13 protein-coding genes are annotated in these 17,191 nt (G+C 71.1%); 6 read left to right on the top strand and 7 right to left on the bottom strand.

The features are described from left to right. The first annotated feature begins 53 nt into the window (after positions 1 to 53). Complete coding sequence (locus JKJ07_RS29730) at positions 54 to 215, top strand: hypothetical protein (protein WP_202995177.1); 162 nt, start codon at positions 54 to 56, stop codon at positions 213 to 215. On the opposite strand, the gene JKJ07_RS29725 is transcribed toward JKJ07_RS29730, so the two are convergent. Next, the gene (locus JKJ07_RS29725) at positions 200 to 1,393 is read right to left on the bottom strand and encodes a glycosyltransferase family 4 protein (protein WP_307834474.1); all 1,194 of its coding nucleotides are present in this window, start codon (positions 1,391 to 1,393) and stop codon (positions 200 to 202) included. The two genes, JKJ07_RS29730 and JKJ07_RS29725, sit on opposite strands and share 16 nt — an antisense overlap. An 86-nt stretch (positions 1,394 to 1,479) precedes the next feature. On the opposite strand from JKJ07_RS29725, the gene JKJ07_RS29720 reads away from it, so the two are divergent. Continuing rightward, positions 1,480 to 5,700, top strand: a complete 4,221-nt coding sequence (locus JKJ07_RS29720) for an alpha-(1->3)-arabinofuranosyltransferase domain-containing protein (RefSeq protein ID WP_236030152.1) — start codon at positions 1,480 to 1,482, stop codon at positions 5,698 to 5,700. On the opposite strand, the gene JKJ07_RS29715 is transcribed toward JKJ07_RS29720, so the two are convergent. Further along, complete coding sequence (locus tag JKJ07_RS29715) at positions 5,622 to 6,821, bottom strand: acyltransferase family protein (protein WP_202995175.1); 1,200 nt, start codon at positions 6,819 to 6,821, stop codon at positions 5,622 to 5,624. The genes JKJ07_RS29720 and JKJ07_RS29715 overlap by 79 nt on opposite strands. A 111-nt stretch (positions 6,822 to 6,932) precedes the next feature. Between JKJ07_RS29715 and pgfA the strand changes: the two genes are divergently transcribed. Then, a complete protein-coding gene (gene pgfA, locus JKJ07_RS29710; protein WP_202995174.1) occupies positions 6,933 to 7,988 on the top strand; it encodes a cell envelope lipid trafficking protein PgfA in 1,056 nt (351 codons plus the stop codon). Between the two features lie 25 nt (positions 7,989 to 8,013). Here the strand turns inward: pgfA and JKJ07_RS29705 are convergent, their stop codons facing one another. Then, entirely contained in the window at positions 8,014 to 8,799 is a 786-nt protein-coding gene (locus JKJ07_RS29705; protein WP_202995173.1) for an alpha/beta hydrolase, read from the bottom strand. A 391-nt stretch (positions 8,800 to 9,190) separates the two neighbouring features. Here JKJ07_RS29705 and JKJ07_RS29700 point away from each other — a divergent pair, with 391 nt between their 5' ends. The 3 genes from JKJ07_RS29700 (at position 9,191) to JKJ07_RS29690 (ending at position 11,374) form a co-directional block, all read left to right on the top strand. After that, positions 9,191 to 9,970 (top strand): DNA-formamidopyrimidine glycosylase family protein, encoded by a 780-nt coding sequence (locus JKJ07_RS29700; RefSeq protein WP_202995172.1) that lies wholly within the window; start codon positions 9,191 to 9,193, stop codon positions 9,968 to 9,970. Between the two features lie 499 nt (positions 9,971 to 10,469). Then, positions 10,470 to 10,862 carry a response regulator transcription factor gene (locus tag JKJ07_RS29695; protein ID WP_202995171.1) on the top strand — a complete coding sequence of 131 codons (393 nt, stop codon included), beginning with the start codon at positions 10,470 to 10,472 and terminating at the stop codon, positions 10,860 to 10,862. Between the two features lie 86 nt (positions 10,863 to 10,948). Further along, on the top strand, positions 10,949 to 11,374 hold the full coding sequence (locus tag JKJ07_RS29690) for a DUF6188 family protein (RefSeq protein WP_202995170.1): 426 nt from the start codon (positions 10,949 to 10,951) through the stop codon (positions 11,372 to 11,374). Positions 11,375 to 12,090: 716 nt separating this feature from the next. On the opposite strand, the gene JKJ07_RS29685 is transcribed toward JKJ07_RS29690, so the two are convergent. The 4 genes from JKJ07_RS29685 to JKJ07_RS29670 form a co-directional block, all read right to left on the bottom strand. Then, a complete protein-coding gene (locus JKJ07_RS29685) occupies positions 12,091 to 13,338 on the bottom strand; it encodes a hypothetical protein (protein WP_202995169.1) in 1,248 nt (415 codons plus the stop codon). 98 nt (positions 13,339 to 13,436) lie between these two features. Continuing rightward, positions 13,437 to 14,168, bottom strand: coding sequence for a class I SAM-dependent methyltransferase (locus JKJ07_RS29680; protein WP_202995168.1), 732 nt, complete (start codon positions 14,166 to 14,168; stop codon positions 13,437 to 13,439). A gap of 55 nt (positions 14,169 to 14,223) precedes the next feature. Next, positions 14,224 to 16,461 carry a catalase/peroxidase HPI gene (gene katG, locus JKJ07_RS29675; protein WP_202995167.1) on the bottom strand — a complete coding sequence of 746 codons (2,238 nt, stop codon included), beginning with the start codon at positions 16,459 to 16,461 and terminating at the stop codon, positions 14,224 to 14,226. Then, a complete protein-coding gene (locus JKJ07_RS29670; RefSeq protein WP_184951237.1) occupies positions 16,458 to 16,880 on the bottom strand; it encodes a Fur family transcriptional regulator in 423 nt (140 codons plus the stop codon). The genes katG and JKJ07_RS29670 overlap by 4 nt, the downstream gene beginning before the upstream one ends. Between the last annotated feature and the right edge of the window lie 311 nt (positions 16,881 to 17,191).

Genomic DNA, 17,191 nt, shown 5'->3' with positions numbered 1-17,191 from the left:
GTCCCGCGCACATCGCAAGCCCGTCGATGTCGCTGCTCAGAAGGAGTGCCCACATGCGTAAGGCCCTTCCCCTGGTCCTGGCCGGGGTGATTGCCCTGGCCCTCGGCGCTATCGGGTCGGTGGCACTGGCCTCGACCCTGACCGGCTCGTCGTCCGAGGCGGCCAAGACCGCCGACGACACGCAGGTCGTCCCCGGGGTCTACGGCACCAGGTAGGTCCGGTCCACCTCGGCCGGCGCCGGGACGTGCGTGGCCCCCTCGACGAGGGCCGCGAACCGCTCGCCCGCCGCCGGCCAGGTGAACCGTGCCGCGTGCGCCCGGGCCGCCGTGCCCATGGCCAGCCGCAGAGCATCGTCGGTGAGCAGCCGGCGCACCTTCTCGGTGTAGTCCGCGGAATCGTTCGCCAGCAGGCCGGTCCGGCCGTCGACCAGGGACTCCTCGACTCCCCCGGCGCCGGCGAAGGCCACGTTCGGCGTGCCCACCGCGGCCGCCTCGACGATGGTCAGGCCCCAGCCCTCCTTGAGCGACGGGGTCAGCGCCACCCAGGCCTCGCTGAGCAGCTGCCGCTTCTCCGGCTCGTCCACGAAGCCGGCGAAGCGCACCCGCTCGGCCACGCCCAGGCCGGCGGCGTAGTCCTTGAGCGCCGGCTCCCACCAGCCCTGCCCGGCCACCGTCAGCGTGATCCCTGGCAGCTCCCCGGCGAGCGCGGCCACCGCGTCGATCGCCACCTCGACCTGCTTGTGCGGGACGAGCCGACCCAGCACCACGAGCGACGGATGCGCCGTACGGGCCACCGGAGCCGTGACCGTCATGTCCGGAGTGCCGTTGTGAATGATCGACACCCGTTCCGGGCCCACGCCGAGCACCGCGAGCTCGTCGCGGGTCGCGGCCGAGACGGTCACGTAGCGGCAGTTGCGGTAGACGCGGGGCGCCAGCGACGACTCGATCCACCACCCGAACTTGGCCAGCCGTGGGGTCAGCACGACCGGCCACTGCTCGCGGTGCACGTGGTGCACGAGCGCGATCACCGGGCAGCGGGCCCACAGTGGGGCCAGGAACGGCAGGCCGTTGCCGACGTCGACGATCACGTTCGGCCGGCCGTGGCGGCGGCTGAGCGGGCCCAGGCCGACGAATCCGAGCAGGTGGAGCAGGGCCGCGCGCAGGTAGAGCGTGTGCCGGCCACCGCGGCGCAGCACCCGCACGCCGTCGGCCGTACGCTCCTCGGCGTCCCCGAACGCGTGCTTCGCGCAGAGCAGCGTCGCGCGGTGACCGCGCCGCACGAGCTCGCCCGCGATGCGTTCGACGTACACCTCGGAACCGCCCCCCTGGGGGTTCCGGGTGTCGCGCCAGTTGAGGAACAGCACATGCCGGTTCCCGGCGACAAAAGTGTCCACAATCACCCCTACTCGCGAGTAGCATTCGCGGTCGGGTCACGGTATGGGGTCGCCCGGCGACTCCGCAAGGGTCAATCGGGAGCGACATGCAGCCGGCACTGAAATCGTCAGCCGACGATGGCGTTCCGCGCTCAGTCTGGCGTTTGCGCCTGCTCGCCGTTTGCGCGGGGTTGACCGCCATCGCTTTCCTGCAAAGTCCCGGTTCGACGGCCATCGATACCAAGGTGGACCTGGTGATCGACCCGGGCGGCTGGCTGAGCCGGGCGCTGCACGTGTGGGACCCGGCCGGCACTTTCGGTCAATTGCAAAATCAGGCGTACGGCTACCTGTGGCCGATGGGCCCGTTCTTCCTCCTCGGCAAGCTGCTGGCCGTCCCGGCCTGGGTCGTCCAGCGGCTGTGGTGGGCCCTGCTGCTCAGCCTGGCCTTCACCGGCCTGGTGCTGCTGGCCCAGCGGTTGGGGATCGGCACGCCGTGGGCCCGGATCATCGCCGGTGTCGCGTTCGCCCTGTCCCCGCGCATCCTCACCGAGCTGGGCCCGATCTCGGTCGAGGCCTGGCCCACCGCGCTCGCCCCCTGGGTGCTGATCCCGCTGATCGGCCTGCGGCAGGGCGTGCCGATCCGCCGCGCGGTGACCCGGTCGGCGCTGGTCGTGGCGTGTGCCGGCGGCGTCAACGCGACAGCCGTGCTGGCCGTCGTGCCGCTGGCCGTGCTGTGGCTGGCCGGCCTGCGCCCGGCCCGGCTGCGCTTCCGCGCCCTGATCGGCTGGGGCGTCGCGGTCGCCGCGGCCACGGCCTGGTGGCTGGTGCCGTTGCTGCTGCTCGGCCGCTACAGCCCGCCGTTCCTCGACTACATCGAGACCGCCGCCGTCACGACCGCGCCGACCGACACGACCACCGTGCTGCGCGGCGCCTCGCACTGGCACGCCTACCTGACCGGTGCGTTCGGTCCGCTGTGGCCGGCCGGGTGGCGCCTGGCCACCGAGAGCGCGATCGTCGTGGCCACCCTGATCGTGGCCGGGCTCGGGCTGGCCGGGCTGTCCCGCCGGGGTGTGCCGCACCGCTGGTTCCTGGTCACCGGCCTGCTGGCCGGGCTGGCCCTGGTCGGGCTGGGCCACGTCGGCGCGATCGACGGCCTGTTCGCCGACGCCCAGCGCGCGTTCCTCGACGGCCCCGGCGCCCCGCTGCGCAACGTGCACAAGTTCGACGTCGTGCTGCGGCTGCCGCTCGTGCTCGGCCTGGCCCACCTGCTCGGCCTGGCCCTGCGCTCGGCCCGGACGACCCGGGAACCCGATCGCAAGCCGGCCCGGCTGCGCGCCGCCGCGGTCACCGGGGCCGCGCTGGCCGCGATCGCCGGGGTGGCCAGCCCCGCCCTGGCCGGCGGGGTGGTGCCGCCCGGCAGCTTCGCCGAGGTGCCCGGCTACTGGCGCGAGGCCGCCACCTGGCTCGACCGCAACCTCGACAACGAGCAGGTGCTCGTGGTGCCCGGCGCCCGCTTCCCGCAATACCTGTGGGGCCGGCCCAGCGACGAGATCACCCAGGCCCTGATGAAGGGCAACTGGGGTGTGCGCAACTCGATCCCGCTGACCCCGCCGGGCACCATCCGGCTGCTCGACTCGGTCGAGGAGGCGCTCGCCACCGGTTCGGGCTCCATCGGCCTGGCGACCCTGCTGTCCCGTTCCGGCGTGCGCTACCTGCTGCTGCGCTCCGACCTCAACTACGGCCGGGCCCAGGCCACCGAGCCGATCGTGGCCCGCCAGGCGCTGCTGCGCTCGCCCGGCCTGACCCCGGTGGCCACGTTCGGGCCCGAGGTCGGCGGCGACCGGCTGCCCGGCTTCTTCGTCGACGACGGCCTCGACGTCAAGGTCCCCGCGCTCGAGGTGTGGCAGGTCGACCGGCCGGCCAAGGCGATCACCGCGTACGACGCGAGCAGCCTGACCACCGTGGTCGGCGGGCCCGAGTCGCTGCTCGGCGCCGCGGCCGCCGGCAAGCTGCCCGCCGGGCCCACGGTGCTGGCCGGCGACCGCCCGGACGACCTGAGCCCCGGCCCCGTGGTGCTGACCGACGGCATGCGCCGCCGCGAGGTCGCGTTCGGCATGGCCGCCGACCGGGCCTCGGCCACGCTGGAGGCCGGCGACGAGGGCCGGCTCGGCGCCCCGGCCCGCGACTACCTGCCGGACTGGGGCGACGAGCAGGACACGGTCGTGCGCTACCTGGGCATCAAGACCGTGCGCGCCTCCACGGCCTATTCGGAGGCGAACGCGCTGATCGGCGCGCGCCCGGCCCACCAGCCGTTCGCGGCCCTCGACGGCAACCCGGGCACCTCGTGGCGGTCGGCGCCCGGCGTGCCCTCGGCCGGCCAGTGGCTCGAGGTCGAGCTGCCCGACAAGCGGGTCATCAGCAGCCTCGGGCTCACCCTCGACCAGGGCACCGACTCCGTGCCGACCCGCATCACCGTGCGGGCCGGGCCCAACGAGCCGGTCACCCGCGAGGTCTTCGGCACCACCTTCACGATCCCGCTGCCCGGCGACATCCCGGCCGACACCGTGCGGGTCACCGTCGACGCGGTCCGCGACGTGCGGCTCGGCTACGGCGGCGTGGGCATCACCGACCTGAGCATCCCGGGCGTGGTCGCGCAGCGCACCCTGGCCGTGCCGCCGTCGCCGGTCGCCGGGCGGGCCGCGGGCATGCTGTTCACCGCCGCACCGTCCACTCCGGCCTGCTACTTCGCCGACGGCCGGCCCTACTGCTCGGGCGGCAAGGCCCGCGAGTCCGAGGACGGCGGCTACATCGACCGTACGGCCGAGGTTCCGCAGGCGGCGCTCTACTCGGTGACCGTGCGCGCCCGGCCCAAGCCCGGCGCGGCCCTCAACGCGATGCTCGACCCGGGCGGCACGGCCTCGGTCACCAGCGGCATCGTGCCCAGCGTGACGGCCTCCAGCAACGGGGTGCCCGACCCGGTGGCGCGCCCCGGCGTCGTCGCCGACGGCGATCCCGGCACCACCTGGTACGCCTCCGACGAGGACAAGAATCCGTGGCTGCGACTCGGTTTCCTCAAGCCGCGGCAGGTCAACGGCATCCGGATCCAGCTCGCGGACGGCGTCGCGGCGTCACGCATCTGGCAGGTCACCGTGCTCGGCGACACCGGCGTCCGCAACGGCTACCTCGACGAGGGCGGCTCGCTGCGGTTCGACCCGCCGCTGCGCACCGGCGCGATCACGGTGCTGTTCTCCAACGCCTTCCCGTCGCGGTCGCTCGACCCCTACCGCGACACCACCCGCGAGCTGCCGCTGGGCGTCAGCGAGCTGACCGTGCTGGACGACCCGCCGCCCGCCCGCAACGACCCCGACCGCCGGCTCTACCTGCGTTGCGGCACCGGCCCGGCCATCTCGGTCGGCGGCGTGCAGCGCTCGACCGCCCTGGTGGCCAGCCGCCGCGAGCTGGTCGAGGGGCGCGAGGTCGCGACCCGGCTGTGCGGCCCCGGGGGCACCGGCCCGGTGCGGGTGGCCGCGGGCCAGACCCGGGTGGTCGCGGTCGCGTCGTCGACCGCCGACCCGGTGCGGGTCAACCTGACCCCGCTGCGCGGACCCGAGGCTGGGCAGGGCGGCGGCGAGGTCGAGACGACCGAGAGCGGGGAGAGCCCCGTACGGGTCGACGAGTGGACCTCGACGACGCGCCGCGTGCACCTGGACGCCTCGCCGGCCCAGCGCGTGCTGACCCTGCGCGAGAACACCAACCCGGGCTGGACGGCGACGCTGGCCGGCGAGACGCTGCGGCCGTTGATCGTGGACGGCTGGCAGCAGGGCTGGATCGTGCCCTCCGGCCCGGCCGGCGAGGTGACGCTGCGGTTCGCGCCCGACCAGACCTTCGGCATCGCCCTGGGTGCGGGCGCGGTGCTGCTGACCGGCGTGGCCGTGGCCGCCGTGATCCCGTCCCGGCAACCCGTGCCGGCCGCTGTGCCCGTGCGGCGCCGCCGCCGGTGGCTGCTGCCGCCGCTCGTCGGCGGGGCCGCGCTGCTGCTCGTCGGCGGCGTGACCGCGGCCGGGCTGACCGCGATGGGCCTGGCCGTCGTGGTGGCCCTGCGCGCGCTGCGGCCGCATTTGGACAGTCGCGACCGGCAGTGGCTGCGCGGCGCCCTCAACTGGGCCCGGTTCCTGCTGCCGGCCGGGTTGTTCGCGATCGCCGGCTGGGCCTCGGTGACCGGCGCCGACAGCCACACGGCGGCGCTGCCTCAGCTGGCCGCGGTGGCCGCCGGGGTCGCGCTCTGGCTCTCGCTGCTGTTCCCCGGCGGGCGCCGCCGGCGCAGGTGACCGAGCCGCAGGAACGGCTTCTCGACCAGGTAGTAGCTCAGCGAGGCCAGCAGCAGGCCGCCGGCCACGGTGATCGCGTACGTCTCCAGCAGGTCACCGGTGAACTCCTGCCGGCCGGTGACCTCGTAGAGCATCTCGAGCACGAAGGGGTGCCAGAGGAACAGCCCGTACGAGACGAGGCCGAGCCAGCGCGCGAACCCGGAGCCGAAGGCCACCTTCGTACGGGTCTGCGGGCCGAACGCCAGCGGCAGCACGACGAGCACGGCGATGATCGCGTACAGGGTGATCTTGAGACCGAACTGGGCGGCGGTCGGCTCGGCCAGGGTGCGCGGCCCGGCGATCGAGGTGGTCGCCACGCCCAGCACCGCCACCGCGGTCGCCCAGCAGGCCAGCGGCGCCCGGCCCAGGTCGTCGAGGAACCGCCAGCGCGGCAGCAGGCCGTTGCTCAGCGACACGTGCACGGAGGCGAGCGCCATGCCCGCGCCGAACCAGATCGCGTAGGAGGGGAGCCAGGTGGTGTGCCGGCTCAGCGAGAGCACCCCCACGCTCAGCAAGGTGACCCACGTGGCCGTGATCAGGGCCGCGACGGCGAGGATCAGCATCGGCCGCCCGGCCCGCCGCTTGCCGCGCAACGCGAGCACGGCCAGGATCGGCAGCAGCACGTAGAAGACGGCCTCGGTGGCCAGGCTCCAGGTGTGCCCGAGCGCGTGCCGCAACCCGTACGCGTCATAGATCTGCGTCAGCGTGAAGTGGCGCGCCCAGTCCCCCGCCGAGGCGTCGTGATTGCGCGGCACGACGAGCAGGCAGACCACCACCGTGATCCAGTACGCCGGTAGGATCCGCAGCGCCCGACGCCACAGGTAGAGCCCGGCCCCCGGCAGCTCCTGCCCCGTGGCCCGGGCGTGGGCCCACGGACGATAGAGCAGGAAGCCCGAGAGCACGAAGAACACGGCCACGCCGACGTCCAGCCGGGCCAGCCAACCGGCCCAGGGACCGGCGCCCACATTGATCCCCGTGGCGAACCCGACGTGGTGCGCGACCACCGCGAGCGCTCCCACGACCCGTACCGCATCCAGTGGCGGGAGTCGATGGAGGGACCTATTCGTAACGGGCGCAGACATAAACCGTCCCAGGGGGTCGCGCAACTATGTAACTGGCGAGTAACCTGCGCCCATTATGGGTGATCGGGCCGTGCGGGGATACCGGCCGATTGATAACGATGGGAGGGCTCAGTGAGGGCTCGCTGGGGTGCCGTGCTGTTCGGCATCGGCGTCTTCGCCGTGGTCATTGCGGCTGGATGTGCGTTCTACGTCGCGCCTTCGGTGGCGCGTCTGCCTTACGATCTGGCGCTGTGCAAGCCGGACCAGTCGTCGGACTGTCTGCGTCCGAGCGTCGCCGAGGCCAAGGACGCCAAATTCCTGCAGACCAAGGGCGGGCCGGACGTGCCCACGCCGGTCGTCACGGTGCAGACCGGCACGCTGCGGTCCACCACCGAGATCTCCCCCCAGGTCGACCTGACCGCCGAGGAGATCAAGAACGACGACACGGTCATCTGGAACGGCTACGGCACGGTCAAGTGGGTCGAGACCGACGAGATGGTCAGCCAGTACAAGGCCGGCCTCGCCCTCGACCGCGACACCGCGGCCGCCGTCGACTGGTCCGACCAGTTCTTGCAGGACGCGGGCGAGGACGCGCCGTCGGAGGTCAACTTCGCCGGGCAGCTCTACAAGTTCCCGTTCGGCACCGAGAAGAAGGACTACGAATACTTCGACCGCGACCTGCGCAAGGCCGCGCCGATCCAATACCAGGGCACCGAGAAGATCAACGGCCTCGAGACGTACAAGTTCCAGCAGACGATCCCCGACTCCCCGCTGAATTTCACCGAGGAGCGCCTCAAGGGCCTGCTGGCCACGTTCGCCCCCGGCGCCGACGGCGGCCAGGTCAACTACAGCAACACCCGGACGATCTGGGTCGAGCCCGTCTCCGGCACCTTCATCAAGGTGCAGGAGCAGCAGAAGAAGACGCTGGTCCCCGAATCGGGCGCACCGACGGCGCTGCTGGACGGCAACTTCATCTACACCGACGAGACGGTCGCGAACAACGTGAAGTCCGCCGGTGACACCAAGAGCTCGGTCCTGCTGATCAGCCGCTACCTGCCGATCGGCCTCGCGGTCCTCGGCGCGCTGCTGCTCATCATCGGCCTCATCATGGTCACGACCGGCCGCCGCAACGCCGCCCGCCACCGCGCCGAAGAGATCACCAGCACCGAGGCCGAAGCCAAGGCCTGACCACGTACGACGTGCGGGAGCCTTCTCACGGCTCCCGCACGAGGTCGTCCACGGCATCGATCAACGGCGGCCCCGCCACCAGCACCGCGTCGTTGTGCCCCGCACCCTCGACGGCCACCAGCCGCACCGGCCCCCCGGCCCGCTCGGCCACACCGACGCTCTGCCCGGCCGGCACCACCTCGTCGGCCGTGCCGTAGACCACCACGGTCGGCACCGTGATCCGCGAGATCAGCTCCCGCACCGGAAACCTGTCCCGGGCCAGCAGCCGCACCGGCAGGAACGGATAGTGCTCCCGCCCCACCGCCGGCAGATCGGCGAACGGCGACCGCAACACGAGGCCGGCCGACGGATGCTCGGCCGCCAGCCCCGTCGCCACCGCCGCGCCCAGGCTCTCCCCTAGATAGACGATCGGTCGCTGCAGCCCGACCAGATAAACTCGCGCGGCCCGTACGTCACGGGCCAGGCCCTGCTCACTCGGGCGTCCCGGGTTGCCGCCGTAGCCGCGGTAGTCGAGCAGCAACACGGTCAGCCCCCGGTTGGCGAGCCCGGTGGCCAGCGGCAGTCGATCGCCTCGATTGCCGGCGTTCCCGGGCGCGACCAGGATGGACACCTTACGGTCGGGCACCCCGGGCGGCGGCTCGAACAGCCACGCCTGCAGCCGCAGGCCGTCCGACGTGTGCAGGTCGACCGTACGGGCTCCGGGCGGGAGCGGTGGGGCCGAGCGGTCCGGGAAGTAGATCAGGCGCCGCTGCAACGCCCAGACCAACCCGGCCACGAGCACCACCAGCACCAGCCCGACCACCAGAACCATCCGCAGCCTCCCCACCCCCGCATTCTCCCGGCGTCTGCCAGCGTCCGACCGCAGCTCCTTACCCCCGCTTTGCCCGGGCGACTGCCATCACCGTGCCCGGCCTCCCCAACCCCCGCCTTGCCCGGGCGACTGCAATCACCATCCCCAGCCTCCCCACGCCCGCGACTGCCATCACCATGCCCAGGTTCGCCACTGCTGCGACCGCCATCACCAACCCCAGCCTCCCCGCCTCCGCCTTGCCCGGGCGACTGCCACGACTCTCCGCCACCTCCCCACCCCGCCTTGCCCAGGCGACTGCCATCACCATCCCCAGCCTCACCACCCCCGCGACTGCAACGACCTCCGCAGCCCTCTCACCCCCGCATTGCCCGGACGGCTGCCATCATGGGGCGTGGCCGAGGGTGACTCCGTACGGCGGCTCGCCGCGCGGCTGGACGGGGCGCTCGCCGGGCATGACGTGGTGGCTGCGCAGTTCTGGCGGGGTGGGTTCGAGGGCGGCCGGTTGCTCACCGTCGCCCCCGTCGGCAAGCACCTGCTGATGCGTTTCACGAGCGGCCAGACCGTACACAGTCATCTGCGCATGCAAGGCTCATGGCGGATCCACCGGCCCGGCTGGCGACCCGGCCCGGCCACCGATCAGGTCCGCGCCTGGTTCGACTTCGGCCCGGCCGGGGTGCTGGCCGCACACGCCATGCCGGTGCTGGAGGTGCTTCCCACCGCCCGCGAGGACCAGGTGGTCGGCCACCTCGGCCCCGACATCCTCGCCGACCAGTGGCCGCAGCAGCGCCCCACCGCGGTCACCGCCATCACGGCCGCGCCCGACCGCCGGATCCGGGAGGCGCTGCTCGATCAGCGCAACGTCTGCGGGATCGGCAACCTCTGGGCCGTCGAAGGCCTCTTCATCGCCGGCGTCTGGCCACACACCCCCGCCGGCGACGTCGACGCCGACCGGGTGCTCGAACTGATCGGCCGGATGATGCGGCTCGGCCTACGCAACGGCACCCAGAGCACCACCGGCGACCTGCGCCGCGGCCGGACCCACTGGGTGTACGGCCGCTATCGCCGCCCGTGCCGCCGCTGCGCCACACCCGTCGCGTTCGTCCCGGCCGGCGACGGCCCGTACGACCGGGAGACGTGGTGGTGCCCGTTCTGCCAGCCGGCTCCCGTTTGACGCCGACACCGACGCCCTGCGGGCCGCCTACTCCGAGCAGATGTGCGTGCCACCCAGCGCGATCCTCATCGGCATCACCGGATGGGGGCCGCTGAGGGTGACCGATCAGGCCCACCGAGTGCAAGCAAGCCGCCACGAGGAATCAATGGACGCCCGACGGCGGCCGTGTATGCGAGCTACCAAGCGCTACCTGAGCTCAGCCGCAATCGCGTCACTCCACGTGACGGTCGAACTCCTTTCGGTCGCCGAGGACCGGCCGCGTTCACGCTGAGCGAACCGATCCCGGTCGGTCCTTCAACGGCGACACCCGGCCCGCCCGCGGCAATCTGGTCGCAGTAGTTCCCACCCGTCATGGCCGCAACGACGACCCACCACTGAGCGTGACCGTCACTGAACGTATAGTGCGGCAACTTACCCGCAACCGGGAGATGGCTGATCCGGACCGGCCCGGCGTCGATGTACCCGGCGTAGCGAGACGCCCCCCGATCAAGGAGCACCGATGAACGCCACCGCCGCCGCCCCCGTAGTGCTGATCGCCGAGGACGACGAGGACATCCGCGACCTCATCTCGTGGAAGCTCGAAGTCGCCGGGTTCCGCACGCTGCACGCCGGCAACGGCAAGACCGCGGTGGAGCTGGCCGCCGAGCACCGCCCCGACGCGGCCGTGCTCGACATCAACATGCCGGCCATGGACGGCCTCGAGGTCTGCCAGAACCTGCGGCGCGACGAGGGTACGGCGAACATCCCGGTGCTGATGCTCAGCGCCCGCGTCAACGACAGCGACATCGAGTCCGGCTACGGGGCCGGGGCCGACGACTACATGACCAAGCCGTTCAACCCGCAGGAGCTGCTGCGTCGCCTCGAAGGCCTGCTCAGCGACTCGGCCGTCTAGGAATCTTTTCGGGACCTTTAAGGCCCTGTTATGAAAACCCCGGTTAGTTTCCTGCTCGACAAAGAGACGAGCCGGGGAGGTACAGCATGTTGCCGGTCATGGTCACCGACATGGGCGCGGGACGACGCCCGCGCCGAGCGCGGTCGCTGGAGATGCTGGCGGGCCGGCGCCTCGAATACGTGCGCCTGGGGCACGCCTTCGTGCTGAGCTTCACCGGGGGCGGGCAGGTGCTGGTCGAGACCGCGGTCCAGCTGGCCACGCCGGGTTCCGGACAGATTGTGGCCGAGCCGGGTGAGCAGCCATCGGACGCCCTGGCGACCCTGCTGGGCGACGAGGTAGCTTCGGCCCGGACCGGGGACGGTGGGGAGCTCACGATCTCGTTCACCAGCGGCGCCGAGGTGCTGATCTGCCCGCACGCTGACGTCGAGTCTTGGGCCGTCACTTCCCCGGACGGGTTCCTGATCGTCTGCCTGGCCGGCGGTGAGACGGCTACCTGGGGTGAAGAGGCCTGACCGCTTGGCGGGTCCGCGGCTCGGTGGGCCTCAGTGGCTCACGTGCGCTCGACCAGCGCCGCCAACCACCTCCAGCGGCCCGCAACCGCCCGGCGAGCTCCCAACCATCTTAGCGGCCCGTACCCGCTCGGCGAGCCCCATTAGCCACTCCATCGGCCCGCTTACGCCCGGCGAACCCACCAACCACCCCCAGCGACCCGCATGCGCCCGGTGGGCTTCATCGGTCACTCTCAGCGGCCACCACGCGGCCGGTGGGTTCATGATTACTTTGGTCACGGTCGGGCGGTGGTTGCGGTGACTACTCCAAGCCGTTGTCAGGCTGCGGCTGAGTGAAGCTCACTGTGCTGTGGTCGAGGTTAGACCGGGACGAAATTGGGCCGCTCAGCCGCGGGATTTAGCTTGGTGTGGATCAAAGTCGTTGGCGCCGTTACCACCGAATGATGAGTTTCACTCAGCCGCAGCCTGAAAAGCGGCATCGAGGGGCCACCGCTACCACACTCCAAGCGCAACCAAAGTAATCACAAAGACCACCCAGCGCATGCGAGCCGCCAAGGGGCGACCGATGACGCCCACCGAGCGGGCGCGAGCCGCCACGAGCGCACGCGAGCCGCCACGAGCGCACGCGAGCCGCCACGAGCGCACGCGAGCGACCGCTGAACCCCACCGCGCGCCCAAGCCGCCGCCAAGAGCCACGGGCGGAGGGCGGAGGGCTGGGGCTAAGGGCTTCCGATCAGGCGGCGCACGCGGTTGACCGTCAGTGGGGCCAGGCGCAGGCTTTGCAGCACGATGAGCGTCCCGCGGATGGCGTCCGTGTTCTGCTTCAAGAAGCGCATCAAAGCGATCAGCTGAACCAGATGCAGTTGCACGCCGGCGTTGTCGCGGATCAGTTCCAGCGTGGGCACCTTGGCCCGAACTTCGTCCACAATGGTGCTTAGCTTGCGCACATCCCCGGTGTAGGCCCGCCATTCCCGCTCGACCTCGTCGATGACCGCCCGGCGTTGCGCGATCGTCTGCAGGGTCTGCGCGCGCACCGCCTCCTCGATACGGCCGCTGCGGGCCTGTTCGTCCAGTGCCTCGTTGCGGGCCCGGATTTCGTTCATCGACGTGCGCACTTCCTGTTGCACGGCTTCGAGTTCGGGGCCGCCCTCGGCGACGAACTTGTGCACATAGTCGATGGCGAAGTCGGCCAGTTCGTAGACCACGATGGCGTTGCCGAGCATCATCGTCAGTTGGCGGTCGGGTTGTTGTTCCCGTTCGAGCCGGTCGAGCATGCGTTCGTTGAGGTCGCTGAAGAACTCTACTGTGGTGCGCAGCGTCTGGAACGAGATGTGCATGCGCTTGTCGACGGCGATCAGGCGTTCGGCTTTCTCGCGTTCGGCCACCGCCATCGGGATCGTCCGGAGCGCCTGTTCGGCGTCTTCATACTTGCCGTTTTCGATGAGCAGCGCGATGCGTTCGACGACCCCTCTCACCCGGTCGTGCAGTCCGGCCAATTCTTTCCTCGTACGGCTGGGAACTGCGCCGGCCTCGCTCAGGTTCGGGGTCAGCAGGTTGGTGTCGTCCACTTTGTATTTGCCGCGGGTCTTGATGACGAGGCCGACGTGGCGCTGCATGATCTCGTCGAGGTCGTCCGTGCCGCGGCCGCGTTGCAGCACCTCGTCCAGGTCGGCGCCGACCGCCTCGGACATCGGGTTTTGCAGAAGGGGCCCGAGCACCTGTACGAGTTTGAGCAGTTCGGAATCGCGGGCGGCTTTCGATCGCGACAGCGCCCGGGCCAGGGCGACCTGGGCCTCGCGGGACAGCGGGTTGCGTTCCAGCATGGCGAACCGGGCCGCGACGGCCGGGCCGTACCGTTTGGTGACCCGTTCCCGGATCCGCCCGTAGACGGCGCTGGCTTTGCGCTCCGCGGCGGACTGCACGGCCGAGGTCATCGCGTTGACCAGCATGCTGACGATGATTGACACGGGTTCCACGCCGGCCCGCCCTCCTACCAGGTAGGAGGAAATCGTCCGGGGCGCGCCGGAACCCGTCCATCGCCGGTCCGGGTTCAGGTGTTGTCAGATCAACGACTGAGGCGGCAGGCCACGGCCAGCATCGTCGGGATGGTGCTGAACCAGCGCTCGTAGTCGGTCCACTCCTGCGGCGGCCGGGTGTGATTCGGCAGTGTCGGCGGTTCGTGCAGGGCGGTCACCGCGAAGTCGTGCCGGGCGAGGGCGTCGACATACCAGGACAGCGGCCGGTGATAGTGGGTGTGCCCGCCGAACGACGTGATCCAGCGCTCCTCGGGGACGAGATAACCCCGTACGTGCCGACGCCAGGCACCCGTGGCCTCGTCCTGAATTGGCGCCTGGTCGAAGAAGCTGGGATGCAGGATCGAGAAGACCAGGACGCCGTCCGCGCTCAGCGAGGCGGCCACGTCGGCCAGCACACGGTCGATCTCGGGCATGTCCATCAGAACCATGTGCGAGACGACGCGGTCGTATTCGCGAGCCGGTGGCGTGGGCAGGCCCGAGGTGAGGTCGTGCAACCCGAACTCGACGTCCGGGTAGTCGCGGCGGGCGATGTCGATCAGCGCTTGGCTGCCGTCGATGCCGATGACGTGGGCGCCCGCCCGGTGCAGTTCACCGGCGAGCCAGCCGTGGCCGCAGCCCAGGTCGAGCACGCGCAGACCGGCGATGTCGCCGAACTGCGTACGGAGAAAAGGGGTGAAGCGACGGTTGAAGCTGTCACCCGCCGTGCCGGCATACGTGGAGGCGATGGCGTCCCAGCGGGCCAGATCCTCGGAGCTGCTCATCACCATGAATGTATCGAGCCCGGCCGCTGCGGGAGCGGCCGGGCTCGACAGTGGATCAGACCAGGTCGAAGCGGTCCGCGTCCATGACCTTCGTCCACGCGGCGACGAAGTCGGTGACGAACTTCTCGGTGGCGTCGGCGCTGGCGTAGACCTCGGCGAGGGCGCGCAGCTGCGAGTTCGAGCCGAAGATGAGGTCGACGGCGGTGGCCGTCCACTTCACCGAGTCGGTCTCGAGGTCGCGGATCTCGTACAGGTGCTCGCCGGTCTCCGCGGCCTTCCAGCGGGTGCCCGGGGAGAGCAGGTTGACGAAGAAGTCCGTCGACAGCACGCCCGGCTTGTCGGTGAGCACGCCGTGGGGCGCGTCGCCGAAGTTGTTGCCGAGCGAGCGCAGACCGCCGACCAGGACGGTCATCTCGGGGGCGGTCAGGTTGAGCATGTACGCCCGGTCGACCAGCAGGATCTCGGGCTGGGTCTTCTCGCCGGGGCGCAGGTAGTTGCGGAAGCCGTCGGCCCGCGGCTCGAGCACCTTGAACGACTCGACGTCGGTCTGCTCCTGCGTGGCGTCGGTGCGGCCCGCGTGGAACGGCACGGTCACCTTGACGCCGGCGTCCAGCGCCGCCTTCTCGACCGCGGCCGAACCGGCCAGCACGATCAGGTCGGCCAGCGAGACCTGGGCACCACCAGCGGCGTTGAACTCCTGCTGGATGCCCTTCAGCTTCTCGACGACCGGCGCGGCGGAGGCGTTGACCTCCCAGCTGCGCTGCGGCTCGAGGGCGATGCGGGCACCGTTGGCGCCGCCGCGCTTGTCGGTCGAGCGGAACGACGCGGCCGAGGCCCACGCGGTCGAGACCAGCTCGGCGACGGACAGGCCGGAGTCGAGCACCTTCGCCTTGAGCGCGGTGACGTCGGCCTCGGTGACCTGGGCGCCAGTGGCAGCCGGCACCGGGTCCTGCCACAGCTGCGCCTCGGCCACCCACGGGCCGAGGAAGCGGCTGACCGGGCCCATGTCACGGTGCAGCAGCTTGTACCACGCCTTGGCGTAGGCCAGCGCGAACTCGTCGGGGTTCTCGAGGAAGCGCCGCGAGATCTTCTCGTACGCCGGGTCCATGCGCAGCGACAGGTCGGTCGTCAGCATGGTCGGCTTGTGCTTCTTCGCCGAGTCGAACGGGTCCGGGATGATCTCGTCGGTGGTCTTGGCGACGTACTGCTTGGCGCCGCCGGGGCTCGTGGTGAGCTCCCACTCGTACCCGAAGAGGATCTCGAAGAAGCGGTTGCTCCACTGGGTCGGCTTGTCGGTCCAGGTGACCTCGAGGCCGGACGTGATGGTGTCCTTGCCCTTGCCGCTCTCGTGGGTGCTCAGCCAGCCCAGGCCCTGCGCCTCGATCGGCGCGCCCTCGGGCTCGGGGCCGACGTGGCCGTCGGCGACGCCCGCGCCGTGGGTCTTGCCGAAGGTGTGGCCGCCGGCGATCAGCGCGACGGTCTCCTCGTCGTTCATCGCCATGCGGGCGAAGGTCTCGCGGATGAAGTGCGCCGCGGCGACCGGGTCGGCGCTGCCCTTGGGACCCTCGGGGTTGACGTAGATGAGGCCCATCTCCGTCGCGCCGACGCCGTCGGACATCGTCTTCTCCGACGCGTAGCGCTCGTCACCGAGCCACGTGTCCTCGGGACCCCAGAAGATCTCCTCGGGCTCCCAGGTGTCGACCCGGCCGAAGCCGAAGCCGAAGGTCTTGAAGCCCATCGACTCCATGGCCACGTTGCCCGCCAGCACGAGCAGGTCGGCCCACGAGATCTTCTGGCCGTACTTGGCCTTGACCGGCCACAGCAGGCGGCGCGCCTTGTCGAGGTTGGCATTGTCGGGCCAGCTGTTGAGCGGGGCGAAGCGCTGCCCGCCGTCGCCCGCGCCGCCACGGCCGTCCTGGATGCGGTAGGTGCCCGCGGCGTGCCACGACATGCGGATCATCAGGCCGCCGTAGTGCCCGAAGTCGGCCGGCCACCACTCCTGCGAGGTGGTCAGCACCGAGACGATGTCGGCCTTGAGCGCCTCGACGTCGAGCTTGGCGAACTCCTGCGCGTACTGGAAGCTCGGGCCGAGCGGGTTGGCCTTCGACGAGTGGGCGTGCAGCACCGACAGGTCGAGCTGGTTGGGCCACCAGTCCCGGTTCGTACGGGGGCGGCCGCCGGTCTTGGGGGTCGGCGAATCGATCGCCGGGTTCTCGCTCTCACTGCCGTGCGCGGTCACGGAGTCGTGCGCGACCGGACAGCCGGCCGCGTCTCCGAGTTGGGCGTCGCTCATGATTTTCCTTCCGAACAGTCGGGACACGTGCCCCAATAGACGACCTCCGCCTCGTCGATCACGAAGCCGTGAGCGTCCGAGGCGGTAAGACAGGGTGAGTGGCCGGCGGCACAGTCGACGTCGGCGATCGCGCCGCACGAGCGGCACACGACGTGATGGTGGTTGTCCGCCACCCGGGTCTCGTAGCGGGCGGTCGCGCCGGCGGGCTCGATGCGCCGCACCAATCGGGCGTCGGTGAGCGCGCGTAGCACGTCGTAAACCGCCTGGTGGGAGACCGTGGGAAGGTCGGCCCGGACGAGCGCGATCACCGTTTCGGTGTCGACGTGCGGGTGGTCACGAAGCGCCGCGAGCACCGCCAGCCGGGGCCGGGTCACGCGCAACGATACCGCCCGCAGCCGCGCTGCGAGGTCGGACGTCACGGGGAAGACCTTAGACCCCTTTTCTGGAACAGATCAAGTTTTGCCGCCGCGTCTTGGCCACGTATTCACCCTCCCGTCGAGCGAATCAGCCCTTCCCACCCGTCAAGCTCCGCGCCGACCGTGGCCCCACGCCCCACGCCCCACGCCCCACGCCCCACGCCCCACCCCCCCCCCCCCCCCCCCCCCGACCCCCCCCCCCCCCCCCCCGCACCCGCCTGAACTCCACTCCCACCCCCGCCTCCTGCCTGTCGTTCTCCACTTGGCACACAAAAACTGGTTTCCCAGCGAGGCACCTGTACACACGCGTCCAC

It is taken from the genome of Paractinoplanes lichenicola, assembly GCF_016785085.1.
Taxonomy (GTDB): Bacteria; Actinomycetota; Actinomycetes; order Mycobacteriales; family Micromonosporaceae; genus Actinoplanes; species Actinoplanes lichenicola.
This window is presented reverse-complemented; position numbering and strand designations above follow the sequence as displayed.